Raw genomic sequence first — 26,153 nt, forward strand, 5'->3', positions numbered from 1 at the left:
CATTTACCCTCATGGAAATGTCCTTTTCTAATGATTATACAATGATTATATGAAGATCAATTAACGTACAAGTCTTTTAACGATGTGACATTTTCAGAATAATCAAAACAGACCTCAACGCGATGCTGGTCGTTATTGATAAAATGAACAATCGTTTTAGGGCCTTCCTCTACAGCGCGCTCGTATCTATAGCCATCGTTGAGTAGTTTTTGGATTGCAATTTTATTTTGTGAGAGTTCATGTTCAAGCTCTTTTTTCTCAAAATGATAATGGTCTTTAGCGCCATCTCTCAAAGTGTTTTTACTTTTAGCATGAACAACTTGTCGTTTAGCATTTGTACCTCTATAAGGCATTGACATCACACTCCTTAGATATAATAGTAAGTTGATACCCCGAATCTAATAGATTATTCGGTAAAAATAGAAGTATTTATATTAACAAGGCTCGAATATGGTAAAATGGAGACAAGAGGAGGGATCGCATGATTTTTAAATTGGATGGTAAATATACAGGTGAGATTTTAATGACATTGACAATTATGATCATCGCCTATTTGATAAAAAAGGTATTGCTTAAAATTCTGCATCAAAGAATTATAGACAGTACGAGTTTCTATAGGGTGAGACGCATTATCAATTATGTCATATTCGCGCTTTCGACGATCATGATTGGCGCCATATGGCTAAAGTTTGGGCAGAGTTTTTCAACTTACTTTGGTTTGATTTCAGCTGGCCTTGCAGTTGCACTTAAAGACTTAGTCGTCAATATGGCCGCTTGGATCTTTATAACCGTAAAAAGACCTTTTACGGTGGGGGATCGAATTGAGATCGCTGGCGTCAAGGGTGATGTCATCGATCAGAGATTATTTCAGTTTTCCATGATGGAAATTGGAAATTGGATTCAAGAAGACCAAAGTACTGGCAGAATCATTCACGTTCCGAATTACAAAGTATTCACAGACCATTTGGCAAATTATACAATTGGGTTTGAATATATCTGGAATGAAATCAGTATTCTACTCACCTTTGAAAGTGACTGGCAAGTTGCAAAAAAAGTATTTTTAGAAATTGCGGAAAAGCATACGTCACATCTAAGTGAAGAAGTTGAGAAGAAAGTTAAATTGGCATCCAAAAAATACATGATTCTTTACAAAAACTTGACACCCATCGTCTATACGGACGTAAAAGAGAGTGGTGTACAGTTGACCATTCGGTATCTCTGTGCGCCTCAACAAAGACGTAGCACCAAAGAAGAGATATGGGAAGATATTCTAAGTATCATAAATGAATCCGAAAACATTTCATTAGCCTATCCAACAATGCGAATGACACTTGACTCTAAGATAGAAGGGGCAAGTCATGAAAACCGTTAAAAATTCAAAAAAAGAAATAATAGGTCACTGTCTACAGAGATCATTTAAGAAGGTATAGATCTCTTTGACTCCTTTGTGCCAATTTTGATCTTCCGCATAGGTTTGATTGAGCCACTCGATATCATCCATATCTTTTATATTTTTGCGTTCAAAACTGTTTTTAATGGTGTTGATTGCAATTTGTGTGCTATCGGAAAGTGTTGTATTGTATACTTTCCAACTGTAAAAAACATTATAGGGATTGTTGATAATCTGATCTTTATCCAAATGGGTATTGGGGATAAAATTTTGCTCTTGCCCAATTATAGAAATGAGCAAAAGGGGGTCAATATCATTTAATTTTGAAATATGAATCACTTCGTTTAAATAAGGAGACTCTCCTAGATAGCTTTGCCTAATATTTAGGAGGTAGCTCTTTAACGTCATAAAGTTAAAGGCTTCATAACTGTATGGAGGCTTATCCGTCTTGAGCTGTTCATATTCAATCAAAACGTCAGAGCGATCGACCCCATGTCTAACACTGACGGTTTTCATTAAAAACAAATGTTGCGAAGCGAATGAATTGCTTCTTGGGTTTAAAGTGCGTACGATTTGAAGCGTGCGATTGATTTCTTGTGGCTCAGGTTCTGAGAGCACAATTGCAGAGCCCAGCGTAATTGCAATGATGGACAAAATAAAAAGCGTAATAACAAATTCTGGATTGAAGAAAAAATGTTGCATAAAATCAAGAATAGGATGCTTTTTCAGATTTTTAAGAGCGGTTTTAGAGGGCAATTCACGATAGGTATCGGTGAGTCTCTCAGGTATATAATGCTGATCATTTGCCTCAGAGTAGGCGATCACAAACTCTAAAATATCACTTGCATCTAAATTGAGGTCTGTGCTTTGATCAATCCAATCAGAAGCAAGTGTGATCTGGTCAGAAGGGGGTAAGTCGAGTTCAAAAATAGATTTAAAAATATCATATTTAGAAATATCGTATTTTTTTTGACCTATGGTGCTAGACAAAATAGAGTATTTGAGTGCATTTTTATGTGCTTGATCGACGCCACTTAAATGTTTATCAAGAACTTGGTGGACTGTGTTTGAGAGAATTTCAGCACGTTCCTTTTGAGTAGACTTTATGTATTTTTGTGCGATGTATTTTTTGATCTTGAGTAGATCAGATAACGACAAAATAAGCCACTGCTTTAATTGATCTATAATGGTCTCCACACCTTCACCTCCCAACCTACGTTTATTATAAAAGAAAACGAGAGATTAAACAATCTATTGTTAGATCAACTTTTGACACGCTAATGATCTCGTAATATCAAAGCGTATACTCAGTCCGCTTCGCTACCTTCGAAACACTTGCACATTTAGTGGGCGTTTCTGAATTAGGCATATGAACCCCCACTTAGAGAAGTGGGGGACATCTCCTCAAGGGTTATAATAAAAAAAGAGCCATTGCGCATCTAAAATTTTTAGATTTGCAACAGCTCATTTTAATCATTTAAGTGCAAATTGATTGACCATGTCAAGCAAAACCTCTGCTTGTGAAGCCATTTCCTCACTTGCAGCGGCCCCTTCCTCGCTGGTTGCTGAATTCCGCTGTGTTACTGAAGCGATTTGGCTCAACTCGGTGTTAATCTGGGTGATATGGGTTGCCTGTTCATTGGTTAAGGCTGCAATATCAGAAATAATATCAGCTGCATTTGATATACCAGAAACAATGTTACCAAGTGCACTTGCAGTGGATTTTGCAATATCAGAGCCTGTTTTAACTTTGGCGAGACTGTTTTCAATGAGAGCCTCTGTTTCTTTCGCTGCAGTGGAAGTTCTTCCAGAAAGATTGCGCACTTCATCGGCGACGATGGCAAATCCCTTTCCATGCTCACCTGCTCTGGCGGCTTCAACAGCTGCATTTAGAGCAAGCAAGTTGGTTTGAAAAGCGATTTCATCGATGACTTTAATGATCTTTGCAATACCTGAGGAAGCGGCACTGATCTCTTTCATAGCGATGAGCATTTCTGCCATTTGCTTATTGCCAAGCATGGCATCTTTTTGAATGGCAATAGAAACCGTATTTGCTTTTGAAGCATTTTCAGCAGAAATAGAAGTTTGTCTTGCGATTTTATTCATGGAAGTGGTAATTTCATCAATGGACTGAGATTGTTCATAAGCACCATGTGAAATATCTTGTGATGACTGCGCCACATGTTCTGACCCGACAGAGACCTCTTTGGCTGAACTGCTGATTTCTGTAAGGACTTCATTAAACACACGGATAATATGATTGATTGAGGCCTTGATTTCATTAAAATCGCCTAAATATTCTCGATCAATAGCAACTTTCATATTTTTTTGTGACATCTGACTGAGTATCGTGGACATCTCCACGATATAAGATTTAATACTGTCCACAGTGAAATTTAAATGCGCATAAATTTCATTGAAATCATTATAGATCTCTTGAGTATTGTCTGAGGGCACTTCAATATTAGGGTTGACTTCAAGGTGTCCTTCGGAGACTTGCTTTAATTGAGTAATCAGTTTAGTGACTTCATTTTTTTGATATATTGCACTTTCTTCTTGAATTTTAGAACGTTCTGCCTCAATTCTAATTTGCTCGGTTTGAAGTCTTTCAGAAGTTTTGACGGCTGTTTGATCGATAATCATTTCAAATGCACCAACCACTTTGTTCTGATGATCAAAAATAGGAATGCCTTCATATTTTATGTCCATTATAGTGCCATTTGCTCTTGCGATTGTTTCCGACACGACATTTGTTTGAAGCTGAATCGAACGGGAGCAAGCACAGTTATGAGTTTGACAGTCATCTGTTTTAAAAAGATCATAGCAATGTGATTTCCGAACGGCATCAAGATCTGTTCCAAGTAAAGTGAGTGCAGAATTGTTCATATAAAGGACATTAAACTGGGTATCGATAGTCATTAAAACAGCTGGAACATTTCTAATATGCCCTTCAAGCGTACTCGTCAAAGTATTAAAACTTTCTAAAAGCTGTTTCCAATTGCCACTAGCGGAGCTTGAGTCAATTTGCGAATCCAAATGTCCCTTTAATATTTTTTCGTTTGTGATATTGATTTGTTTTAGAGCATTTTGAATGGTCGAAATGATCAAATTAAAGGCATCAGTGAGCTCACCAAGTTCATCGTTACTGTTTTTTTCGATCATGTTATCCCAGTTCCCTTGGGAAACTGCTTGAGCATATCGCGTTAATTTAACGATGGAGATCGCTATTTTATTAGAAAAATAAAGCGTTAATATCAAAGCCAATAGAATAATTAAAGTTGAAATCAAGATGACTTTAAATAGAAAAGCTGTTTTAACAGCTTGGATATCGTCTACATAGATTCCTGTCCCCACAATCCAATGCCATTTTTCAAAACCTTTTACATAAGCAAGTTTGGGTTGAGGTTCTTCTTTACCGGGTTTGTTCCACCAGTATTCCAAAACCCCCTCATCAGAGTGGGTTACGATCTCTACAAATTGACTGACAAATCGGAGACCGTTGGTATCTTCCAGTTGACTTAAATCTTGACCTTCTAAAGCGAGACTGACGGGATGCATGAGCATGTTGGCCTCATAATCGTTAATCCAAAAATAATCGTCCTCAGAGAAACGAATGTTGCGGATAGTATCCATAGCCTGTTTTTGAGCATCCTGTTCTGAAATAGAACCTTCGATATATAAGTTGTAATTTGCTTCAATGATGCTGTAGGGAATATCCACTAAACTTTTAAGTTTATCTTCAGTCCGTTCATCAATGGTATGTATTGATGTCGGTATTAAGTAAGTTGCGATTAATAATGCAAAGATAAAGACAACAGCGAAAACCAGTAGCAGTAGCTTATAGCGGATTTTAAATTGCTTCAATCCAATCCTCTCCTTTATGCTCTATATTTTTTCTAAATGGTGTATTAATGCGCGGTTCACAAGTTCTATGATTTCTTCTTTCCGATAAGGTTTTTCAATAAAAACATGACATTTAGATACGTCAGTTGCTTTGCTTTCATATTTCTTATGAGCTGAAATTACAGCAATACAAGCTTCTTCATATGATTTTGTATTGTGGATCATATCAGCGAGTTCCAAACCGTTTTCATATCCGAGAGAAATATCAAGCATAAAAAAATCAATATGATCTTCTTCAAAAACGCGTTTCGCAGTAGATATATCAGAAGCACAATAGATATTGCCTGCATGATCTCCTAAGCCTTCCATCACCATTTTTTTTAAATTTTCGAGTTGATATTTATTGTCTTCAACAATTAAGATATTCATAGTGTGCACCTCATTTGATATTGATTGTATTTATAAAATATTTTCTACTTTGGAACTATATACCCTTGCCATGAAATTTTATTCAAATTACACGCATTATGATATAATATAAAAAAATAACAGGAGGCTTAAATGAGCAAATATTTAGTCGTCAATCTCTTTAACAATCCGATAAAAGAATATCATAGTGAAATGGTTGCAGATTTAAATGAGAAGTTTTCCATCCAACCCCAAAAAATAAGTGCCCATATGACGTTGGTGCCCCCATTTGAGTGTGAAGATGTTACAGCATTGATTAAATACACAGAGCTTTATGCTAAAACGCATAAGAGAATACCTGTAGTGGTAGGAGGCATTGGTTCTTTTAGAGATAATGTCATTTATCTTGAAATTGACATGGCACTTGAAGCAGAGAAGACTTTAATACAGTATATTGAAAAAGCACAAACGCTTTTCGCAAGCAAAGAAGAGTTGGTGACACCTCATGTCTTTCACTGTACGCTTGCCAGCAGAAGAATTAGTAAAAAATTTGATGTGATTACGCGTTATCTTGAAAACGTGCATGAGAAATTTGACAGTTATATCGATAATTTAACTTTGATGAAGTGGTCGGAAGAGGAGCATATATGGCTTGTTGAAAAGCAATATCATTTTCATCCGTAAATAAATGAGAATAATTTTCAATAGGTATTTACAAAAATAATGGGATGTGGTATTATAAATTCACAGATAACGATAATGGTAATCGTTATCAAGCAGCAACATCCTTATACTCAATGTAAACCTTTACTGTTCAGCTTTATTACCTCCCATATGATGGGAACCCCAAACGTAAACTTTATTTAAATACCTCACAGAAAAAACAGATGTCTCGCCAGCATCTGTTTTTTCATTGGATATTTTAGTGTATAATAATTAAGGAAGTAAAGTATTGTAGAGAAAATTGAGAGTTCGAGAGGTCATGGCATGAAAAAAAAAATTTTTCTAGATTATGCAGCGACAACACCGATTAGAGATGAGGTTGCCGATGTGATTGTAGATGCGTATAGAAACAAATCGCCATTAGAGCTGTCGTTAAGTGAAATGCGAAAGGCAAAGGCCAATATCGCAACTCTGATCGGCTGTGAACATAGCAATTTATATCTGACAGCTTGTGGCTCAGAGAGCAATAATGTTCTTATCAATACAATTGTGAAGCTGTTACCAGAGGATAAAAAACATATAATGACTTCAGAAATTGAACATCCCTCGGTCTTAAATGTTTTCAAACAATTAGAACGCAGTGGCTTTGAGGTGAGTTATTTGAAGGTAGACTCTAATGGTACAATCCGGTTAGATGAATTCTATAGGCGCGTAAATGAGCGTACGGGATTTGTTTCAACCCTGTTTTATAACAATGAAATTGGGACCAGACAGCCCATAGAGAAAATGGGTCGCTATTTAGAGGAACGGCATATTTTTTTCCATGTAGATGGCGTTCAGGCAGTTTATAATGAAGTCTTTAATGTTTCCGATTTGCCGGTAGATGCCATGAGTTTTTCTGCGCATAAATTATATGGTCCCAAAGGTATTGGAGGGCTATACGTCAAGTCAAGCGAAGGGGGACTACGAGGGACTCTCAAATTAGGCTTTCCCTATAGTGACTACTCAAGTGAACTGATTTTTTCTGAAAACATACCCTATCTATTCGGATTTGGGAAAGCTTGTGAGCTTGCGTATAAAGATAGAGAGGCACATATAGAGTATCTAGATACCCTAAAGACGCATTTGATAAGAGCGTTGTTAAGCTTAGAAGGTGGTATTCAAATAAATGCGATGAACCCAGATAATCATCCTGGTATTGTCAATTTCAGGTTCCCCAAAATGGATGCCGATAGTGCTGTGATCAATCTTGATATGATGGGATTTGCTGTATCCACGGGTTCGGCATGCAGTTCTGGAGCGGTTTCGGCTTCACATGTGTTATTGGCACTTGGCCTCAAAGAAAAAGAAGCAAAGCGTTGTATTCGGGTTTCTTTGGGACATTTTACAACAGAAGAGGATATTGATCAATTTGCAAGCGCTCTGAAAGCCCTTGTTTAAAATAAGAAAGGAATTGTCATATGAACAAGCAGCATTTAGATAAGCAGAAAGTAATCGTTGGCATGAGCGGTGGCGTGGATAGTACTGTGGCAGCCTACCAACTTAAAAAAATGGGATACGAGGTCATTGGTGTCAATATGAGATTGTGGCAGGATGATTTTCTAAGTGAAGCGCATTTTTTAAAAGACGGGGGATGCTGCAGTCTTTCCTCGGTTGAAGATGCCAGAAGAGTATGTGCACAAATAGGCATACCCTTTTATGCTCTAGATTTTAAAACAGTGTTTAAGGAAACGGTTGTGGACTATTTTATTGAAGAATACAAGCACGGCAGGACGCCAAATCCATGTATTGCATGTAACAAGTTTGTGAAATTTGATGCGCTGCTTGAAAAAGCACATCAATTAGGGGCTTATTATGTGGCAACAGGTCATTATGCAAAGATTTTTTATGATGCGTCAGTAGAGCGCTATCTCGTCGAACAATCAAATGCGATTCAAAAAGATCAGACTTATGCGATTTACAATTTAACGCAGGATCAATTAAAACACATTTTAATGCCACTTGGTGAATTTGAATCCAAAGAAGTGGTAAGACAGATCGCTTCACAATTTGATGTTCAAATCTCTGAGAAATCGGACAGTCAAGAAATCTGTTTTATACCCGATCAAGATTATGTGGGTTTTTTAAAGCGCAACAGTGATATTCAAGATAAAAAAGGCAATTTTGTTGATTTAAAAGGCAACGTATTGGGCACTCACTTAGGCGTGGTCAATTTCACAGTAGGACAGAGAAAAGGGCTTGGAGTCACTTTTGGAAAACCCATGTATGTGATTTCTTTAGATGCAGATCGGAATCAAGTGGTACTTGGGGAAGACGACGCCGTTTTCAGGGATACACTAATGGCAGATACCGTTAATTTCATCCCTTTTGATCAATTAGAAGTGCCATATGTTTGCGAAGCAAAGATTAGATATAGTGCCAAACCCGCTAAATGTACACTCTATCCGATTTCGAAAGACGAAATCAAAGTTGTTTTTGATACACCCCAAAGGGCGATTACGCCAGGGCAAGCTGTTGTTTTCTATGAAGGAAAGAGCCTTGTTGGGGGCGGTACAATCCAATAAGCAGGGGTAAGTTAAATTTTTTGAGGTGGAAAAATGGAACAATGGAAATCAAATCTTTACATTTTATGGATTGCTCAGATTATTTCTTTGACAAGTTTTGGATTTGGCCTGCCTTTTATGCCTTTCTATATACAAGATCTAGGGGTGACAGATCCGACGACGTTAAAGTTGTATACAGGACTTCTCAGTGCTGCACCAGCGGTGACCATGGCGATTATGGCACCCGTATGGGGGATGCTTTCAGATCGTTATGGTAGAAAAATGATGATACAAAGGGCAATGTTTACAGCGTTCTTTATCATAGGGCTCATGGGTATGGTCAGTCAAGTGTGGCAGCTTCTAATTCTTAGATTTTTGCAAGGTCTTTTTACTGGAACAATAACGGCATCCTCTACGTTTGTTGCGGCAAATACGCCTAATAATAGACTTTCTTATGCGCTTGGTTTTCTATCTTCGTCCACTTTTATAGGCTATTCTTTAGGTCCGGTAATGGGTGGATTTGTTGCCGAACAGTTTGGCTATCGGATCAGTTTTTTTTCAGGAGCTGTGTTGATGTTAGTCGGTGCTTTTTTTATCACATACTGGCTCGTTGAAGATAAGTCATCACTCCAAACAAGGGTTTTAAAAGGGCACACAGACTCTAGTGAGAAAAAACGTGTTTTACCCTATGGTCAAATTCTGACGGTGAGTATCTTATTGATGCTTTTAATGCTCTTTTTCCATCGTATTACGCGTACGGTTTTTTCGCCGTTTATTCCGCTGTATATTCAAGAGCTCAGACATACAAAAGAGGGTGCAGCGGCTATCACAGGCTATGTCAATGGATTTGTAGGCTTTATGACGACTATAGCGGCACTTTCCATTAGCCGATTAGGCGATCGATACAATAAATTCAACTTAATTTCTCTATTGATGGGACTAGCCATTGGCGTTGCTATAATTTTGAATTTAAGCCATTCACTTTATGCTTTTATTGGACTATATGGGGTATTATTTTTATTAATAGGCGGGATAGAACCCTTGATTACTTCCATGACAGCTGAATTAACTGTGCCAGAGTATCGCGGATCTCTTTTTGGTCTTCAAGGTTTGGTGGGCAGCTTAGGATGGATGGTGTCACCTGCAATTGGTACATACATCTCCATTTATATTGGCATCAAAAATATATTGTGGATTGTTCTGGTGATGCTCATATTAAATTTCTTAGTGATCTCAGTGATTAAACACAAAAATGCGAGGGAAAGTTATGAATGATGCTTTGCGTAAAATAGGCAGTGTAGTGCAGTTTAAGCAAGATGACATTATTTTTTTTGAAGGAGAGCCTGGAGATGCGATCTATATCCTGTTGAGTGGTTCGGTAATCGCCTGTAGAACAAGTGATATAGATGGTCGAATGATTGTACTTGCAACACTTAATACAGGTGCAGTCTTTGGCGAGATGGCGGTGATACACGAGCATAAAAGATCTGCTACCATTATTGCACAAGCCCCCATATTAGCACTTAGAATTGACAAAGCCAACTTCGGTCAATTTATAATGCTAGAACCCAAGTATGCGATTAATATGTTGAAAACTTTGGCAGGTAGGATTGAGTGTACACGATCGCGTTGTGGCGAGAAGGGATGCTGATATGTTTGAAACCATTAAATTTAATGAATCCGATGTAATTTATAAACAGGGACTTATACAAGAAGGTCTCTTTATTGTAAAAACGGGTTCTGTTAGTTTGTCTAAAGAAGGGTCTCTTGTCTATAAACAAGTGCGAGAAGGCGGGTATTTAGAGCTTGAGAGAACTTTAAATCAATTACCTGCTGAGTTTGATGCGAAATGTAATGAAAAAACAGAAATTCTATATGTGCCGCTTCAGTATTTAGATGTTTTTGTAGCGTCAAATCCACTTAAGACCATCGAAATGCTGTCTCTTTTAACGGAGGAACTTGAAGTTATAAATGACAAACTTTTAAACCAAAATCAAGCGGATCAATTTTATAGTGTCAAAAAAGAAGTGAAAATTTTAAAAAAGGAAACTCATGTTGAAATAAAAGCAGAGAGAAGTTATCATAAGATATTACCTACAGAGCATTATAAATATCTTTTTGACAAAGATGTAACCTGTCCAGTTTGTGAGATCAAGTTTAAAATGAATCAAATTCGGTTTTCTCAACTCGAAATAGATCATGTGACAAAAGACTTTAGACATATCTATAAAGATATTGACGATCTTTGGTATCAACTCTGGCGTTGTCCACATTGTCATTATACAAACTTTGGATCTGAATTTTTTAAAATCAATAATCTGGTGCGAAATGAGCTCAAAATATCTTTGCCGAGGCATAAGATGAATCATGATTTGATGCTCGTTAAAAACAATATTCAACAAGTCTTTGCAGATATTTATCAGATGAATGTCATTCTGGACATGGTTACGAAATCGAGCTTTGTGAAGGCTAGACTTTGGCAATCCTATGCTTGGCTATTAGAGGATGTCAACGATTTTGAAACGGCAAAACAGGCACGCGAAATCCTCTTGAATTATCTAGAGGATGCGTGGTATAATTCAACGTCAACACTTGATCCAGATGATGAAATTAAACTTTCTTTGAAACTTGCAATGTTGAGTTTTGAATTTGGCAATATAAAAAATGCTCGAAATTATATCCTTCAAGGGGTTAGAGTAAAAACAAATAACAAGAGTCTTAAACAGCGTGCACAAGATTTAATGTATGAAATAAAGAATGCACATTAGGAGTCAAAATGAATTTTACATCTGTGGTCAGAGATCAATATAAAAATGGAGGCAACAATAAAAACATGGCAATAGTAATAGATGGCATCATTGGTGCGGGTAAGAGTACTGTGGGAAAATTTTTAAGTGAAGCTTTGAATTTACCTGTATTTGAAGAATTAAAAGATGACGGCAAGGACAGCTTGGCACAAAGAATGCTCGACTTGTTTTATGAGGATCAATCAAGGTGGAGTGCCATCATTCAAGTGATGTTTCTCAATGATCGCTTTAAAGATATTAAACGGATTGAAGCCATGGGAGATCGAGCTATTTTAGATCGATCTATCTATGGCGATGAAATATTCGCAAAGACCATTCACGATCGTGGTCAAATGACCCCTGATGAGTTTACAATTTATAAAGATTTGCTTCACAATATGCTTATGCACATCCATGTGCCAGAGGTACTCATCTATATTGATGTGAGCGTCGATACCGCCCTTCACAGAATCAATCGTCGTGGAAGATCTACGGAAGGTGACCTTATACCAAGAGATTATCTTGTGGATCTCAAGAGAAATTATGAAACTTGGTTTGAAATTTTTGACCTTTGTCCAAAGATAAGGGTCGATTTAAATGAAAGTGCTCTTGGTGATGATGGCATTGTCAAAGAAGAGGTCAGAGCAAAAATATTAAGTGCTATAAAACCCTATTTGAAAAAGGCTATATAGATGAAAAAGGGATTAATTGTTGTGCTTTTACTTTTGATGCTTTTCTTATATGCATCATTTGTTGAACCCAATTTACTGATAACGGAAAATAAGGCGTTGGTTTATGGTTTGGACCCCGTCGCGCTTAAAAATCAATCTTTTTCCGCATTGAAGATCGTTCAATTTACAGATACTCAGTTGGGGCCTTTCTATTCGTTAGAGCAATTCGGAAAAGCCGTAGAACGCATTAACGCAGAAAAACCAGACATCATCATTTTTACGGGTGATTTATTTGATGTGCCTAGAGCATATGAATCGAAAGATGAAGCATTAGAAATACTTCGAAAACTGGATAACGGGGCATTAAAAATTGCTATTTTTGGAAATCATGATTTTGGAGGTGGGGGCAAAGCCATATACGAAGATTTTATGGCAGAAGCGGGTTTTGTCGTTTTAATAAACGAAAAGCTTTCTTATAAGACGGCAGATGGCAGAATTTTTGATTTTTTTGGGATTGATGATGGTATGCTCGGGAAACCCCAGTTTGATTTTATTGAGAATCAAATAGAGGCTCTGCATTATAACGTTTTAATTATACATGAACCGGATTTATACGAATATGAAAAAGATAAACCTTTTGACTTAATCCTGTCAGGGCATAGTCATGGTGGCCAACTGCGTTTGCCTTTTATGGCGCCCATCATCACACCACCACTGGCAAAAATATATACAAATGGGTATTATGAGATTGATAACGCAAGAAATTCATTGCTATACGTCAATACTGGCCTTGGCAATACAAAGATGCGATATCGGTTTGGCAATATTCCAAAGATCACCGTTTTTACGATAGAATAGAATCCAAGGTCCCACTGCACGTATTGTCCAGTGGGATTCTATATATCATTAGTCTTCGTCCAGCTTAGAGCAGGAATGTTCAGCCTGCTCTAAGCGGTTAGACGAGGACGTGTCAGACAAAACAAAGTTTTGACGGACAATGATTAAAATCATTAGTCTTCGTCCAGCTTAGAGCAGGAATGTTCAGCCTGCTCTAAGCGGTTAGACGAGGACGCGTCTGGAAAAACAAAGTTTTGACGGACAATGATTGTAGATCATAAGATTTGAGCCGAAAGACTTGAAGCGGAATGTTTTACCGCTGAAAGGTGTCAGCGAAAATCGGTTTGAGACATCGAAGAGGGCTCAAATATGATTCTGAGAAAATTTTAAAAAAAGAGTGATCATACTAAGAAATATTAAAGTTGTGCCGATATAATTATAGGATAGCGCTCAGGAGAACTTAAAATAGGGATCATACAACATGTATTGAGATATATATCGTTTTTTCACAGAATGTGGTAAAATTGTCAAATATTTATTGGAGCGAATCATGCAGACAACTCACGTAAGTTCATCAATACTAGGAAATGAAATCATTAAACCCGTTTATTCAGAACATGGCACAATGCTCATTAAAAAAGGAACGGTCATCAATAATGATGTCCTTTCAAAATTGTTGAGCCATAATGTTGATGTTGTTTATGTTATGAACGCTCTTAAAAATAATATTAAAGAAGAGGGCATCTTATCAGAGCGAGAGATGAATAAATCCGTTGCGAGTATAAAAAAAGTTTTTGATGATGTGATGTATCAAGAAAAATTAGGCATCAAATCGGTTATTCCCAACGAGAATTTAAAACTGGTAGAAGAGGTCTTAGCGCTTTTAATAGAAACTTTGGAGCAGGCAGACCAGATCTTATACACTGTGGTGGATTTGCTTCAAACGGATGAGTACACTTATAAACACAATGTAAATGTGGCCATCTTATCCATTTTAACGGCAAGAGCACTAGCGTATAAGAAAGAGGATATCAAACATATTGCCTTAGGTGCATTATTACACGATATTGGTAAAATGAAAATTAGTCCCATACTGATCAACAAACCGAGTTCACTTACAGTAGAGGAGCGCATTGAAGTTGAGAAGCATGCACAGTTTGGATATGAAATTACAGAAACCGTACCTCAAATTCCCTTTCTTTCCAAGCAGATTATCAGACTTCATCATGAAAAGCTAGATGGATCAGGGTATCCATTAGGGCTAAAGGGCATTGAAATCCCAGAGTATGTGAAGATTGTAACGGTTTGCGATATGTACGATGCAATGACAACCAATAGAATTTACCGGTCTAAAATGCCCATTTATAAAGCTTTAGAACATTTAATGACAGAATCCGTTTTTAAAATTGACCCTAAAATTTATCGAATATTGACGAGTAATATATGCATGTTTCCACCTGGGTCCGGTGTCGTCTTATCAGATGGCAGGATTGGTGTTGTAACTCAGTTTAGACATGCGAGTCCAAGTCGACCAAGTGTTAAAGTGCTCAATCTACAGGGGCAAAAAAATTATTTAGAGGTTGAAGATGTAAATTTGGAACTCAATCGCACTTTATTTATCAAGGATACGTGGGATATTGATTTATTCAATCAAATCAGTAAGAATGCCATGGATTAGCTTATGACCGTGTTGTCATATGAAGCAGTCCATGGCATTTATTATTTTATAAAAGTCTTGTAATTGCTATAGGTGATAGGTTCGTTTACTAAAAAGTAACCGGGTTCAAGATTGTGTTCATAGTATGAAATGATGAAATGAAGATGGGGTCCTGTTGAAAAACCAGTTGTGCCAACTTCTCCAATTAAAGCGCCTTTTGTGACCATTTGACCTTCTGTAATGGTGAGTTTGTCGAGGTGAAAATAAGTACTGAAGATGCCTTGCCCATGATCAATCAAGATGGTGTTGCCCGTTAAGATCAATGGCGTTGCTAAAAGTACTTTTCCAGAATTTGTGGCATATACAGGGGTACCTCTTGGCGCAGCAATATCAAGTCCCGAATGCCTATATGAGGTTGGGGAACCGTTGACGTATCGTGTTTCGCCGTATTCTGTCGAAAGTCGCCCAGTGGTGGGGATTAGATAGTCACCTGTTGTGAAATCCTCATCAGATGATTGTTTTCTTAAAGGCGTGTATTTCTCAGCAAACTCAGCATTAGCATTATCGTTTTTAGTGGTTTTTGCAATGGTTTCATCTATTATAAGGTGTTGAATATGAAATTTGCGAGGTACAATTTCATATTCGAATGGCCAGCTTGTGTCGCGAGTTGTTGATTTAACAACAAAGGGATATTTACCAATTTTGGTTCTATAATCGGCATAGAGTATGGCTTTCAAATTGTGATTTGACTTGAAAAAAAGGATCTCATAAGGCAATTGTTCTATGGTAAAATGGTCTTGCTCTGAAGCATATTGTATTGAAAGAATCGTGTAATCGCCTTGCTCAATCTGATCTTTTATAAGGGTCACTTTTATGGGACGATCAACCTTAACCGTGAATTCTGTCGTAAGATCGCCTTTATAAGATGTGTTGTCGTTGTAAATCAATTGAAGATGATAAATAAAGGTGCCATCGTATTCTGGGATAAAGAGCATGTTGCTTTCGAGTTCATCTTCATATATAATTTGATCATCATTGGAATCGATGATTTTTAACATGCCGAGTGTATAGGGCTTATCAGATTTAAAATCTAAGTGGATATTTTCACCTTGTAAATCAAATAGGTTCATTTGATGCGCTTCTGTATGATCCCATTCGGCTTCAGATAGCGAAATCCATCTGCTGTCATAGGAGAAATAAGACCAAGTATTTAAAGTGGTTGAGGTTAATGGCGTTTGATTCAAAGTAAGATTGCTTGGCATAAGTTCTGGATAGTATTGGATTAAGGCCTTTGAACTTGAAATCAAAGTGGAATGAGGTACCAAGATGTAAGTTGCGTCTTTACTGTTTTTGAGGATAAAGCCCTTTTCATTGATGTTCATAATTTCATACGTGATCTTGTTATTGAGTTGATTTATTAAGCGTAAAAAGAGTGGGTTTTCTGAATCATAGTTCACATTTCTGATGTCTTCTGTTTCTTTGCGCTGATCATAAGCCGTATATAGGGTAGTGTTGCCAAAATCAAATTGATCCAGAACAGTTTGTGAGCCTTCAATAATTTGGAGATGGGTGATTGAACTGGATGTAAATGTGGTGTATTTCACATATAGGAATCCCGAAATCATAATGATGACGATGAGTAAACCTAAAATGTATTTTTTGCCATTTTTTGCTTTCATGTGACCTCCGGTAAATCAGATATTGGATCGTGAGTATGTGAAAAGCCAAAAGTGAGTACCCCTTACCCTAGACACTATTATAACATTCTAAAGACATATTCACCAGTTGAGAACCTATAAAAGGCGCAGGCTCAGTAGCATATAAAGATTTAGAGGAGAATTCGATTTCACACACGTTGAATATAGAATAGTACCTTAATGTATGATGAAAGAGGTGGTCACGTGGAAAAGACAAATGCAGTGAGGTTATGTGAGGTACAAGGCATTTTTTTTACTACTTTGAGTTATGATACAGAAGATGGTTTTATAGATGGGATCACTGTGGCAGATAAGGTCAATAAGCCTTGTGAGCGTGTTTTTAAAACGTTGGTGACAGTTGGAAAAAGTGGACAGAACTATGTTTTTATGATTCCTGTGGACAAGACGCTTGATTTGAAAAAAGCTTCAAAAGCGGTTTCAGAGAAATCCATTGAAATGATTCCCGTTAAAAATATTTTGAAGATAACGGGCTATATTAAAGGCGGATGTTCGCCCATCGGCATGAAAAAAAATTATAAAACGGTAGTAGATGAAACGGTCCTCTTGCTAGATGAGATCACGTTTAGTGCTGGAAAAATCGGTATGCAACTCAATATGAGTGTTGCTGATTTTAGCGAAATGGTTAGGTATGAAATAGCAGATATTGTTGTGTAACTATTGATGTGTACTGTATTAAACATCAACAGTACAAAGTGTATGATTAAAAATAAAATAAAAAAATTTGAATTGGGGGTTGACGATATACATTGTATTCGTATATAATACATTTAATTCATAATTCAAAAGCTGTGAAGAGAAGAGTAGTTAAATTAAAGTTTTACAGAGAACTCCGTTTGCTGAGAAGGAGAAATGTTTAATTTGATGAATAAAGCCTCAGAGCTTTGTATCGAACCTAATTGCTAGGGGATAGTACAACGGTTGCTTCCGTTATAGAGCTAGAGTATTCGCATTTTGTGCCGTACTTGAAAGGTCGTTTTTTTTATACGATAAATTGGGGTGGTACCACGAAGTTTAACTCTCGTCCTCAAGACTTAGGTCTTGAGGTCGGGAGTTTTTTTTATTTAAATCGTTAGATTTCGCAATATACACTAAGGAGGTATATTTATGCATTGGGCAATGGAAACTGCACAAAAACTTATTGAGAAAAATCCGAATTTAGAAACCTTTGTTTGCGCATCTGGGATCAGTCCGTCAGGGCAGGTGCATATCGGCAATTTTAGAGAAATACTCACCACGTATTTTGTTGTAAAAGCTTTAGAGTGTTTAGGGCAGAAAACACGTTTTGTTTTTTCATGGGATGACTATGATCGCTTTAGAAAAGTGCCTGCTGGGGTGTCAGAAGCATATTCTGAGTACATTGGGAAACCTTATTCAGAAGTCCCAGATCCATTTGGTTGTCATGAATCTTATGCAGCTCACTATGAAGACCAATTTAAAGCAACATTAGACGCCTTCGGCATAATCCCTGAATTTATATATCAAAGTGAGATGTATCAAAGTGGACGATATGTTGACGAAATCAGAGAAGTCTTGAATAGAAGACGAGAAATCTATGACATTCAAATTCAATTTAAAACACAGGAATGGAATGAAGTTTCAAGAGAACGCTATTATCCGATTACGTTATATTGTAGAAATTGTGGCAAAGACGATGTGCTCAGGATGGTGTACGATGAGGCATATGATACATTAGAATATCATTGCTCTTGTGGACATCATGAAATTACTGAACTGGAATCTTTTAATCGCATCAAATTGAATTGGAAAATTGATTGGCCAATGAGATGGCGTAAAGAGGGCGTTGTATTCGAACCAGGTGGTAGAGATCACTCTTCTGAAAATGGCAGTTTTACCGTTTCATCTATGATCTCAAGGCAAATATTCAATTATGCACCGCCTTATTATATGCCGTATGAATTTATTGGACTCAAGGGAAATTCTTCAAAAATGTCTAGCGCCACAGGTCATTTGATCACACCGGATGAACTTTTAAAAGTATATCCGAAAGAAATCATTTTATATTTATTTGCAAAATATAAAAATACGGATGCTTTTGACATAGGATTAGATGATGATGTGATCCGTCTTTATACAGAGTTTGAAAGGCATCTAAAAAGATTTAAAGAAAACCTAATTGAGGATGAGTTGCTCCATACAATCATGACGCTTTCTAATGCAATAGATTCTACTTTGGATAGAGAACCCAAGTTTTCATTAATTGCTTCAACTTTGCCGCTTGTCAATTTTAATATATCGGTTTTGTATCGCTTATTTTCAAGAACGATTGATCAAGATATAGAAACTTTCAAAGTGAAATGTGAAAAAGCTGCTTACTGGATTCAAACTTGGCATCATGAGCGTAAAATCAGCATCAATGAAAATTTCAATGCTTCTTTTTACTCAAGTTTAGAGGGATATGAGAAAAATTGGATTAGAACATTTGTTGGATTAATCACGACTTTTAAAGGCACGGATGACGAATTGATCGGTGCAATATATGATATTGTACAAGCAGACACGGCAAATGAGCGGAAGAAAATGCAAAAAAGATTTTTTGAATTAATCTATCAAATGGTTTTAAGTCAGAAATCAGGACCGAATATTTCCATTCTTGTGGAAGTGGTAGGGGTGCATAATCTGCGTCATTTATTGGTGCCTAAGAAAATAACCTATGTTGAGTCTGATCATATGAGAGTTTCATAGGAATTTCATAGATTACAATCTTGTCCACAGAATGCAAAGACGATATATGGTAAAATATTAAAAAAATTCTCAATAGTGAGTGGGTTATATGTTTAAGTCTTCTTTTTTGGGTATTTATCACTAAAGGGGGGCGATGATATGTTCTTAAAAAATATGAAGCTCAAATACAAGATTATTATGTTGGCGGCATTTATCATTATTATTTTCACGGCTCTTATCTTGTTGTATATTTTACCAAAGACAAATGCTATTATCGAAGAGCGTACAATCTCTAAATTGGAAGATTTGGTGGACTTGCCGCTATCAGAGATCAGTCTTCAATATAAGCGTTTTGAAGCGGGGGAAATCACCGAGGAGGAAGCTCAGAAAGAAGCTTTGAGGGCAATTGAAAATATGCGATATGATGAAGTGGAGTATTTTTGGGTCAATGACATGAATCACATCATGTTGATGCATCCCATTAAACCAGAACTCAATCAAACGGATATTTCTGGATTACAAGATCCGGATGGAAAGTATCTATTTCAAGAAATGGTATCTGTTGTAAAATCAGATGGAGAAGGCATTGTAAGGTATCAGTGGCCAAAGCCAGGAGTTGATGCGCCACAACCGAAAATTTCGCTTGTTAGTGGCTATAAGCCGTGGGGATGGATTGTTGGCACTGGAATCTATGTGGATGATTTAGTTGCGATTCAACGGGCCATTTATTTACAAGTGATTATCATCTCTACGATTATTATTTTATTTTCAATTGTGATCGTGAGTATCATTGTAATTCCGATTAATAAAACATTGAGAACCATTGTGCTCAGAACGGATCAATACAAAATACTGGATTTTTCTGAAAAGATGAACATCCATTCAAAAGATGAATTTGGAGAAATTGGTGAAGCATTCGACAAAGTCAGTCAGGGATTAGAAGCACTTTTGAAGAGCATGATTATGACTTCAAAAGAAATCAGTGGTGACTCTGAAAAAATATCAGAAAATATGAATTATTTGAAGGGCAGTTCTGGTTCCGCACTTCAATCTACAACGGATATTTCTGCTGTCATAAGACAGACGTCCGCTGCAACTGAGCACGTGAGTGAGACGCTTGATGAAGCAAAAGACGCCATCGAAGTTGTGGCCAATAAAGCAACTGAGGGTGCACAGCGCGTGAGTGAAATCAATCACCGTGCAAGTGCCATTAAAACTGATTCTGAAAAAGCAAGTGCAAATGCCTCTAAAATGTACTCTTCGGTCAAAGTGCGTATAGAAGAGGCGATGGTAAATGCAAAAGAAGTCAATAAAATCAATGAATTACTTGAAAGTATCCTTAAAATCACTGCACAGACGAATATGCTTGCACTTAATGCTTCAATCGAAGCTGCAAGAGCTGGGGATGCTGGCAAAGGTTTTGCAGTAGTTGCAGGTGAAGTGGGTAAATTGGCAGAGGCTTCTGCAAGTCTAGTCGAGAATATTAAGGTCACAGTTGATTTTATTCAAAAATCCGTAGGCATTTTAATTGATGATTCAAGTGAAATGTTGAGTTTTATTGATAAAACAGTCTTATTGGATTATGATAAACTCAATAAAATTGGGGATCAATACAGCAATGATGCCTCTGAATTTAACAGTATTATGATGGAACTCAGTGCGATATCTGAAGAGCTAACGAGTTCTATGGAAACCATTGCGGAAAATGTAAAAGAGGTTCAGCTTGCAACAGAACAAGAGGCGGATGAAGTTGAGAACATCCTCAATATTACCAAAGAAGTTTCTCAAAAAACGGTGTCTGTAAATGAAATATTGAAATCCAATATTGAGTTGATCGAAAATTTAGATGACATGATCAATAAATTTAAATTCTGATGGGTGAGAGGGATTACGTAACGGGTTTATAACGCTCTAATCTTATAGCTACATTTTATAAGGCTATTTCTTATAAGATGTAGCTATTTTGATGATTTGTGAACATTATAGAATTTTGAAGAATATTCATTTCAATCCCATGCTATTTACATTATAATAATTAAAACAGAGAGGGGGAATCCATATGAATCAATATCCATGTATCAGTATAAAGAAAGATCATATGCTGCATAATATGCATAATATTTTAGAAAAATGTGAAGACAGTCATATAAAAGTTACAGGGGTTATAAAAGGCTGTAATGGGCATAAAGAAATCGCAAAACTCATGATTGAAGGGGGATGCGAAAGTCTTGGAAGCTCTAGAATTTCTCATCTTAAAGCGTTAAAGAGAGAGGCTTTTGAGTGTGAGATGTGGCTGCTTAGAATTCCGATGATATCTGAAGTCAATGAACTTGTAAAATATGTTGATGTGAGTTTAAATTCAGAAGAAAGTGTACTTGAGGCAATTCATAATGCATGTCAAATGCATAAAAAAACACATCAAATTATTTTGATGATCGAGTTAGGCGACCTTAGAGAGGGTATTTTGGAGCCTGTAAAATTGAAAGAGATGGTTGATAAAATTGAATCTCAATGGACAACTCTAAAACTTGTAGGTGTTGGTACGAATTTAGGCTGTTATGGTTCTATTAAGCCGACAGTGGATAAGATGAATGCGTTGATAGAAGTTGCAGAAGTCGTTGAAAAACAAATTGGTAGAAAATTAAAGTATATTTCAGGAAGCGCAACCAGTTCTCTGCCACTTGTCTTTGGGGAGACGATGCCAAGTCGTATTAATCATTTAAGATTAGGAGAAGGTTTATTGCTCAATAAAGATTTACCTGTATACCATAAGCTGAAAATTGAATCTTTATATGCGGATACGATGTTCATCAAAGCGGAAATCATTGAGATTAAAGAAAAACCGACTTATCCTTTTGGGGTTATTTCTGTAGATGCTTTTGGATACACACCGACTTATGTGGATAAAGGCATTAGAAAACGCGCAATATTGGCACTTGGTCGTCAAGATGTTTCGGATCATGATAAACTGATTCCGACAGATCCAGATGTGTTTATCTATGGCAGTAGCAGTGATCATTTGATTGTCGATATGACGGATGTAAAACAGGCCTATAAGGTGGGCGATATCATGACGTTTGGCATATTTTATCAAGTTATGCTTCAAGCTTTCTTAAATGAAGAGATTCCCAAAATTTTTGAATAGGCATTGGCGTTAGAATCATTCGCGGACGGGTATAATTGAAAGAGTCAGGTGAATGGGGGGAAATCAAGTGAAGTGGATTAGAAGAAGTTTGGCCAATACACTTTCTTTTTTTATAGCCATTATCTTATTGGTGGTTTTTTGTATAATCGGATTGAGCAGTTTTAGTTTTATGACTCAAACAGTCAAAATGAATTTGCTTGAAAAAACTTATATACAATCAGAGTCTATTTCGAAGGATGTTGCCAATATATTTGAAAATGCGCAACTCTACACGAAGCAGATGGCATTAAACCCTGATATAACCGCCTATCTTAAAACCGTTAAAACACGTGAGGCTATAAGAAGTAGCCCTTATTATACGGATGTCTATGATTATTTAATTAAAATAAAAGAAAGCAATACCGTACATTTTTTGGCTTGGGTCGCCAACGAGCAGGCAAACTTTTATTTAGACAGTTCAGGCGTAGCACCTGATGCGGATTATGAAGTCACCAAACGCCCTTGGTATACTGTGGCGATTAATTCAAGTACGGTGGCCTTTACGCCGCCCTATGTGGAATGGGAGACGCGCAAAACAGTCATCTCATCTATTCTTGCCCTTAGAGAAGGGGCTGAAGTTTATGGCTTCGTAGTCGTGGATATCATGCTGGATTCCATACCAGAGATCTTTAAGAATGTAGCCTTGTCAGAGGCGGATAAATCGTTCTTGGTAACACACGAGGGTGAATACATTTATCATGAAAATCCAGATCAAGTCATGAACGCCTCCCTATATGATGAAACAGACCCTTTGAATGCTTATGTGGATTCAATATTTTCGCCGAAACAGGAGCTTGTTCCTATCCTATATGAAGGCAAATCCTATTATTTGATGAGCTATAGTATGGATAACAATAAATGGCAAGTAATCACTTTGCTAGATCGAGCCAGTATTAATGCAGCTTTATACGGCATTTATTTTTGGATTGTTTTTTTGATGGTGATTGCATTTATGCTTGCGGTTGGCAGTATTCATCTGATGGTTAGACGCCATACAAAGCCTTACAAACTCCTCGTTGCTTTTGCAGGCGACATAGCCTCTGGGGATTATTCTAAAAATATTCCCCAGAGTCATTTAAATCGAGAAGATGAGATGGGCGCGATTTGTAATTCCTTTCAAAGTATCATCACAACCTTTAGAAATGAAAATGTCGTACTTGAAGAAAAGATCCGTGAAAAGAATAAGGAATTGGAACAACAGTATCAGTATATTATTCAAACAGAAAAGGCAGCCTCTCTGGGCAATTTAGTGGCAGGTGTTGCGCATGAAATCAATACCCCGCTTGGCGTGGGTATTTCCACAGCATCGCATATAGAATTGCTCAATAAAAAAAATTTGAAACTCATTGAACTTGGCAAGATGACGAAAGCAGACTTAATTGAATACTTTGAGAGCATTGGAGAAGCGACTTATCTGCTCAGTAATAATTTAAATCGTGCGGCTGAACTTGTGAAGAGTTTCAAAAAGATTGCTGTGAATCAAAGCAATGAGGTTCGGGTCAACTTTAACTTGAAAGAGACTATTGAAGACGTTATTTTGAGTTTAAGAGGGGTCTACAAAAGGCAACAGCATCGTATCCGTTTAAAATGTGATGAAGAGATCGAATTGAACAGTTTTCCTGGAGCTTATTCTCAAATCATGACCAATCTTATTATGAATTCCATAGAGCATGGTTTTAAAGATAGAATGAATGGGTTGATTCAGATCGAATGTCAATTAAAACCAGAGGTTCTTATCCTTATTTATGAAGATAATGGTCGGGGCATAGAACGTGAGCACATGAAAAAAATCTTTGAACCCTTCTTCACAACAAACAGACAAAATGGGAATAGTGGTCTGGGTATGAATGTGATTTATAACATCATTACACAATCACTTTTAGGGAAAATTACACTTGAAAGTAAAGTGGATCAGTATACTCGGTTCGTCATTGAGATCCCCCTTAATACACTTTCATTGATTTATGAAGAAGAACCTCCACTTCTTTGAGTGGGGGTTCTTCTTTAATCAACATATTCTTCGAGCACCTTTATGATTGCTTCTTTTTCATTTAAGAAGAGTCCAAGAAGAATCGGGTCAAAGTGTTTTCCAGATTCTGAGCGCATGATTTTGAAAACCTCGTCGATTGGAATGGCCTCTTTATAGCATCTTTTGCTGACCAGTGCATCAAATACGTCAATGATTGCCATCATCCTTGCATAAAGGGGAATATTCGTGCCAGATAACCCTAAAGGATAGCCAGTGCCATCAAATTTTTCGTGATGATAATAGGCAATATCAGCTGCTTTTTCAAAGATGGGATGGTTATTGGTTCCCAAAATGCGATAGCCAATTTCTGTATGAGTCTTAATAATTTCAAATTCTTGATAGGAGAGTTTTCCTGGCTTTTTCAATATAGAGTCTGGGATTCCTATTTTTCCAATATCATGAAGTACACTTGAAATTCTGAGCAAATCCCATTCAGATTCTGGCACATCATAGTGTTTTGCCAATAATTTCATGAATACAGAGACCCGCTTGACGTGATTTGAGGTTTCATTTGAATGTCTTTCTATAGTTTCGGTGAGGGTGAAGATCACATCCTCGTGACTTTTGACAAGGAGCTCATTAAGCTGATAGTTTTCAAGTGCCAAGGCGTAATTGTTAATGAGCAATTCGATGAGTGCTTTGTCATAGCGCTCTTTATCAAGTTCAATATAGACGTAGTCTCTAAGCGATGAAATCCCTTTATTGTAAAAGAGCAATCCCTTCTTTAAGTAGATGACATTTTTATTGGTTTCAGGTAACTCGTGGAGCACATCTTCTATACCAATAAGGCCTTTGATCTCGTCGATCAAATGGGTTTCATAAATTTTAAATTTACCAATGCCGATTAATATGATGCCATTAGCAGTAAAGATCAAGCCGTTTTTCTCTATTTTTGAGTTTGGCATTAGATGCAAGGTATACTTTTGAAAAATAGAGATTTGTATGAAAATAGACTCCAAAAAATCTATAAGAGATTTTTTCTTAAATAAGTCACCGCTGATTTTCACAAGTTCTTCTAGGGAACTTTTGTTGCGCTCAATATGCATGAGGTCTCTATAAGATCTTAGACAAGCATAAAGTGTGGTGTACATTTTTTGCTTAGTCAACTCTGTTTTTAATTTATAATCGTTGATATCGTAATCTCTGATCAAATTTTCTTCAGGCGCATACCCCGGTTGTCCTGTCCTTAGAACAATTCGGATCAGTCTGTTCTTTTGAACTTTTCTAATATAATCAATTACTTTTAGACCAGAGTCCATTTCTTCCATAACGACATCCAATAATATGACGGCGGCATCTGGATGACGGTCCATGTTTCTAATCGTCTCATCGGCAGAATACGTATGAATGAAAAAGAGCCCTTCATCTTCAAAAACGAAATCTTTCAGTAAGAGCTCTGTTAAAGTATGAATATCTTCATCATCATCCGCTATGATGATCTTGTAAGTTTTCTTCAGATGAGCTATTGGCTTTGAATCTTTTGAGAGAAAATCTAGATCAAATTTATGATCCTCTAATGGGGGGATTTTATGAGTCATAGCGCTCTCCTTTGAGTTATATTATTCTTATGATACCCTTATAGTAACAATTAAATAATATATTTGGATCAAAATAGATCTAAAATTTGAAACAGTAAATGCGGCTTGTAATCTCATAACAAAATGAAGTCCTTAAATTTGTTGTAGATATATGAAGGGAATATTTTGAATTTGTCTAATTTCTTTCTTTAGGATTAATATTAC

The 26,153-nt window shown here is 36.8% G+C and carries 21 protein-coding genes and 1 other annotated feature; of the genes, 15 read left to right on the top strand and 6 right to left on the bottom strand.

Annotated features, from left to right (window positions below):
• Positions 1 to 56 precede the first annotated feature (56 nt).
• Positions 57 to 353, bottom strand: coding sequence for a hypothetical protein (locus F3D3_RS08030; RefSeq protein WP_069872823.1), 297 nt, complete (start codon positions 351 to 353; stop codon positions 57 to 59).
• 128 nt (positions 354 to 481) lie between these two features.
• Between F3D3_RS08030 and F3D3_RS08035 the strand changes: the two genes are divergently transcribed.
• On the top strand, positions 482 to 1,372 hold the full coding sequence (locus F3D3_RS08035; RefSeq protein WP_069872825.1) for a mechanosensitive ion channel family protein: 891 nt from the start codon (positions 482 to 484) through the stop codon (positions 1,370 to 1,372).
• Between the two features lie 24 nt (positions 1,373 to 1,396).
• On the opposite strand, the gene F3D3_RS08040 is transcribed toward F3D3_RS08035, so the two are convergent.
• The 3 genes from F3D3_RS08040 to F3D3_RS08050 form a co-directional block, all read right to left on the bottom strand.
• Entirely contained in the window at positions 1,397 to 2,587 is a 1,191-nt protein-coding gene (locus tag F3D3_RS08040; RefSeq protein WP_069872827.1) for a hypothetical protein, read from the bottom strand.
• 276 nt (positions 2,588 to 2,863) lie between these two features.
• On the bottom strand, positions 2,864 to 5,254 hold the full coding sequence (locus F3D3_RS08045; protein ID WP_069872829.1) for a methyl-accepting chemotaxis protein: 2,391 nt from the start codon (positions 5,252 to 5,254) through the stop codon (positions 2,864 to 2,866).
• Between the two features lie 21 nt (positions 5,255 to 5,275).
• Positions 5,276 to 5,662 (bottom strand): response regulator, encoded by a 387-nt coding sequence (locus F3D3_RS08050; RefSeq protein ID WP_069872830.1) that lies wholly within the window; start codon positions 5,660 to 5,662, stop codon positions 5,276 to 5,278.
• Positions 5,663 to 5,794: 132 nt separating this feature from the next.
• On the opposite strand from F3D3_RS08050, the gene F3D3_RS08055 reads away from it, so the two are divergent.
• The 9 genes from F3D3_RS08055 (at position 5,795) to F3D3_RS08095 (ending at position 14,819) form a co-directional block, all read left to right on the top strand.
• Entirely contained in the window at positions 5,795 to 6,325 is a 531-nt protein-coding gene (locus tag F3D3_RS08055) for a 2'-5' RNA ligase family protein (protein WP_069872832.1), read from the top strand.
• A gap of 303 nt (positions 6,326 to 6,628) precedes the next feature.
• Positions 6,629 to 7,744: a cysteine desulfurase family protein gene (locus tag F3D3_RS08060; protein ID WP_069872834.1), complete on the top strand. Its 1,116-nt coding sequence runs from the start codon at positions 6,629 to 6,631 to the stop codon at positions 7,742 to 7,744.
• A gap of 20 nt (positions 7,745 to 7,764) precedes the next feature.
• Positions 7,765 to 8,868 (top strand): tRNA 2-thiouridine(34) synthase MnmA, encoded by a 1,104-nt coding sequence (mnmA, locus tag F3D3_RS08065; protein WP_069872836.1) that lies wholly within the window; start codon positions 7,765 to 7,767, stop codon positions 8,866 to 8,868.
• A gap of 33 nt (positions 8,869 to 8,901) precedes the next feature.
• Complete coding sequence (locus tag F3D3_RS08070) at positions 8,902 to 10,122, top strand: MFS transporter (RefSeq protein WP_069872838.1); 1,221 nt, start codon at positions 8,902 to 8,904, stop codon at positions 10,120 to 10,122.
• Positions 10,115 to 10,498 carry a Crp/Fnr family transcriptional regulator gene (locus tag F3D3_RS08075; RefSeq protein ID WP_069872840.1) on the top strand — a complete coding sequence of 128 codons (384 nt, stop codon included), beginning with the start codon at positions 10,115 to 10,117 and terminating at the stop codon, positions 10,496 to 10,498. The genes F3D3_RS08070 and F3D3_RS08075 overlap by 8 nt, the downstream gene beginning before the upstream one ends.
• A gap of 1 nt (position 10,499) precedes the next feature.
• Positions 10,500 to 11,615, top strand: coding sequence for a DUF2225 domain-containing protein (locus F3D3_RS08080; RefSeq protein WP_069872842.1), 1,116 nt, complete (start codon positions 10,500 to 10,502; stop codon positions 11,613 to 11,615).
• A gap of 8 nt (positions 11,616 to 11,623) precedes the next feature.
• Positions 11,624 to 12,325 (top strand): deoxynucleoside kinase, encoded by a 702-nt coding sequence (locus F3D3_RS08085; protein ID WP_084388901.1) that lies wholly within the window; start codon positions 11,624 to 11,626, stop codon positions 12,323 to 12,325.
• On the top strand, positions 12,326 to 13,162 hold the full coding sequence (locus F3D3_RS08090; protein ID WP_069872844.1) for a metallophosphoesterase: 837 nt from the start codon (positions 12,326 to 12,328) through the stop codon (positions 13,160 to 13,162).
• Between the two features lie 529 nt (positions 13,163 to 13,691).
• Positions 13,692 to 14,819 carry an HD-GYP domain-containing protein gene (locus F3D3_RS08095; protein WP_069872845.1) on the top strand — a complete coding sequence of 376 codons (1,128 nt, stop codon included), beginning with the start codon at positions 13,692 to 13,694 and terminating at the stop codon, positions 14,817 to 14,819.
• A gap of 41 nt (positions 14,820 to 14,860) precedes the next feature.
• Here F3D3_RS08095 and F3D3_RS08100 read toward each other — a convergent pair whose 3' ends face one another.
• Positions 14,861 to 16,477 carry a M23 family metallopeptidase gene (locus F3D3_RS08100; protein WP_069872847.1) on the bottom strand — a complete coding sequence of 539 codons (1,617 nt, stop codon included), beginning with the start codon at positions 16,475 to 16,477 and terminating at the stop codon, positions 14,861 to 14,863.
• Between the two features lie 222 nt (positions 16,478 to 16,699).
• Between F3D3_RS08100 and ybaK the strand changes: the two genes are divergently transcribed.
• The 5 genes from ybaK (at position 16,700) to F3D3_RS08125 (ending at position 24,372) form a co-directional block, all read left to right on the top strand.
• Complete coding sequence (gene ybaK, locus F3D3_RS08105) at positions 16,700 to 17,170, top strand: Cys-tRNA(Pro) deacylase (protein WP_242877108.1); 471 nt, start codon at positions 16,700 to 16,702, stop codon at positions 17,168 to 17,170.
• A 125-nt stretch (positions 17,171 to 17,295) separates the two neighbouring features.
• Positions 17,296 to 17,545, top strand: a binding site (T-box leader).
• 75 nt (positions 17,546 to 17,620) lie between these two features.
• Positions 17,621 to 19,219 carry a lysine--tRNA ligase gene (gene lysS / locus F3D3_RS08110; RefSeq protein WP_069872851.1) on the top strand — a complete coding sequence of 533 codons (1,599 nt, stop codon included), beginning with the start codon at positions 17,621 to 17,623 and terminating at the stop codon, positions 19,217 to 19,219.
• A gap of 138 nt (positions 19,220 to 19,357) precedes the next feature.
• On the top strand, positions 19,358 to 21,073 hold the full coding sequence (locus F3D3_RS08115) for a cache domain-containing protein (RefSeq protein WP_069872853.1): 1,716 nt from the start codon (positions 19,358 to 19,360) through the stop codon (positions 21,071 to 21,073).
• Between the two features lie 184 nt (positions 21,074 to 21,257).
• Positions 21,258 to 22,343, top strand: a complete 1,086-nt coding sequence (locus F3D3_RS08120; RefSeq protein ID WP_084388902.1) for an alanine/ornithine racemase family PLP-dependent enzyme — start codon at positions 21,258 to 21,260, stop codon at positions 22,341 to 22,343.
• A gap of 67 nt (positions 22,344 to 22,410) precedes the next feature.
• Positions 22,411 to 24,372 (top strand): sensor histidine kinase, encoded by a 1,962-nt coding sequence (locus tag F3D3_RS08125; RefSeq protein WP_175438323.1) that lies wholly within the window; start codon positions 22,411 to 22,413, stop codon positions 24,370 to 24,372.
• A gap of 14 nt (positions 24,373 to 24,386) precedes the next feature.
• On the opposite strand, the gene F3D3_RS08130 is transcribed toward F3D3_RS08125, so the two are convergent.
• Complete coding sequence (locus F3D3_RS08130; RefSeq protein ID WP_069872857.1) at positions 24,387 to 25,949, bottom strand: HD domain-containing phosphohydrolase; 1,563 nt, start codon at positions 25,947 to 25,949, stop codon at positions 24,387 to 24,389.
• Positions 25,950 to 26,153: the final 204 nt, after the last annotated feature.

The sequence above is a fragment of the Fusibacter sp. 3D3 genome (assembly GCF_001748365.1).
In the GTDB taxonomy this organism is placed as follows: Bacteria; Bacillota; Clostridia; order Peptostreptococcales; family Acidaminobacteraceae; genus Fusibacter_A.

Bases quoted from the DNA above. Each gene is read 5' to 3' on its own strand.
- F3D3_RS08030 (WP_069872823.1), bottom strand. From the start codon at position 353: ATGCCTTATAGAGGTACAAATGCTAAACGACAAGTTGTTCATGCTAAA.
- F3D3_RS08035 (WP_069872825.1), top strand. From the start codon at position 482: ATGATTTTTAAATTGGATGGTAAATATACAGGTGAGATTTTAATGACA.
- F3D3_RS08050 (WP_069872830.1), bottom strand. From the start codon at position 5,662: ATGAATATCTTAATTGTTGAAGACAATAAATATCAACTCGAAAATTTA.
- F3D3_RS08055 (WP_069872832.1), top strand. From the start codon at position 5,795: ATGAGCAAATATTTAGTCGTCAATCTCTTTAACAATCCGATAAAAGAA.
- F3D3_RS08060 (WP_069872834.1), top strand. From the start codon at position 6,629: ATGAAAAAAAAAATTTTTCTAGATTATGCAGCGACAACACCGATTAGA.
- mnmA (WP_069872836.1), top strand. From the start codon at position 7,765: ATGAACAAGCAGCATTTAGATAAGCAGAAAGTAATCGTTGGCATGAGC.
- F3D3_RS08070 (WP_069872838.1), top strand. From the start codon at position 8,902: ATGGAACAATGGAAATCAAATCTTTACATTTTATGGATTGCTCAGATT.
- F3D3_RS08075 (WP_069872840.1), top strand. From the start codon at position 10,115: ATGAATGATGCTTTGCGTAAAATAGGCAGTGTAGTGCAGTTTAAGCAA.
- F3D3_RS08080 (WP_069872842.1), top strand. From the start codon at position 10,500: ATGTTTGAAACCATTAAATTTAATGAATCCGATGTAATTTATAAACAG.
- F3D3_RS08085 (WP_084388901.1), top strand. From the start codon at position 11,624: ATGAATTTTACATCTGTGGTCAGAGATCAATATAAAAATGGAGGCAAC.
- F3D3_RS08090 (WP_069872844.1), top strand. From the start codon at position 12,326: ATGAAAAAGGGATTAATTGTTGTGCTTTTACTTTTGATGCTTTTCTTA.
- F3D3_RS08095 (WP_069872845.1), top strand. From the start codon at position 13,692: ATGCAGACAACTCACGTAAGTTCATCAATACTAGGAAATGAAATCATT.
- F3D3_RS08100 (WP_069872847.1), bottom strand. From the start codon at position 16,477: ATGAAAGCAAAAAATGGCAAAAAATACATTTTAGGTTTACTCATCGTC.
- lysS (WP_069872851.1), top strand. From the start codon at position 17,621: ATGCATTGGGCAATGGAAACTGCACAAAAACTTATTGAGAAAAATCCG.
- F3D3_RS08115 (WP_069872853.1), top strand. From the start codon at position 19,358: ATGTTCTTAAAAAATATGAAGCTCAAATACAAGATTATTATGTTGGCG.
- F3D3_RS08120 (WP_084388902.1), top strand. From the start codon at position 21,258: ATGAATCAATATCCATGTATCAGTATAAAGAAAGATCATATGCTGCAT.
- F3D3_RS08130 (WP_069872857.1), bottom strand. From the start codon at position 25,949: ATGACTCATAAAATCCCCCCATTAGAGGATCATAAATTTGATCTAGAT.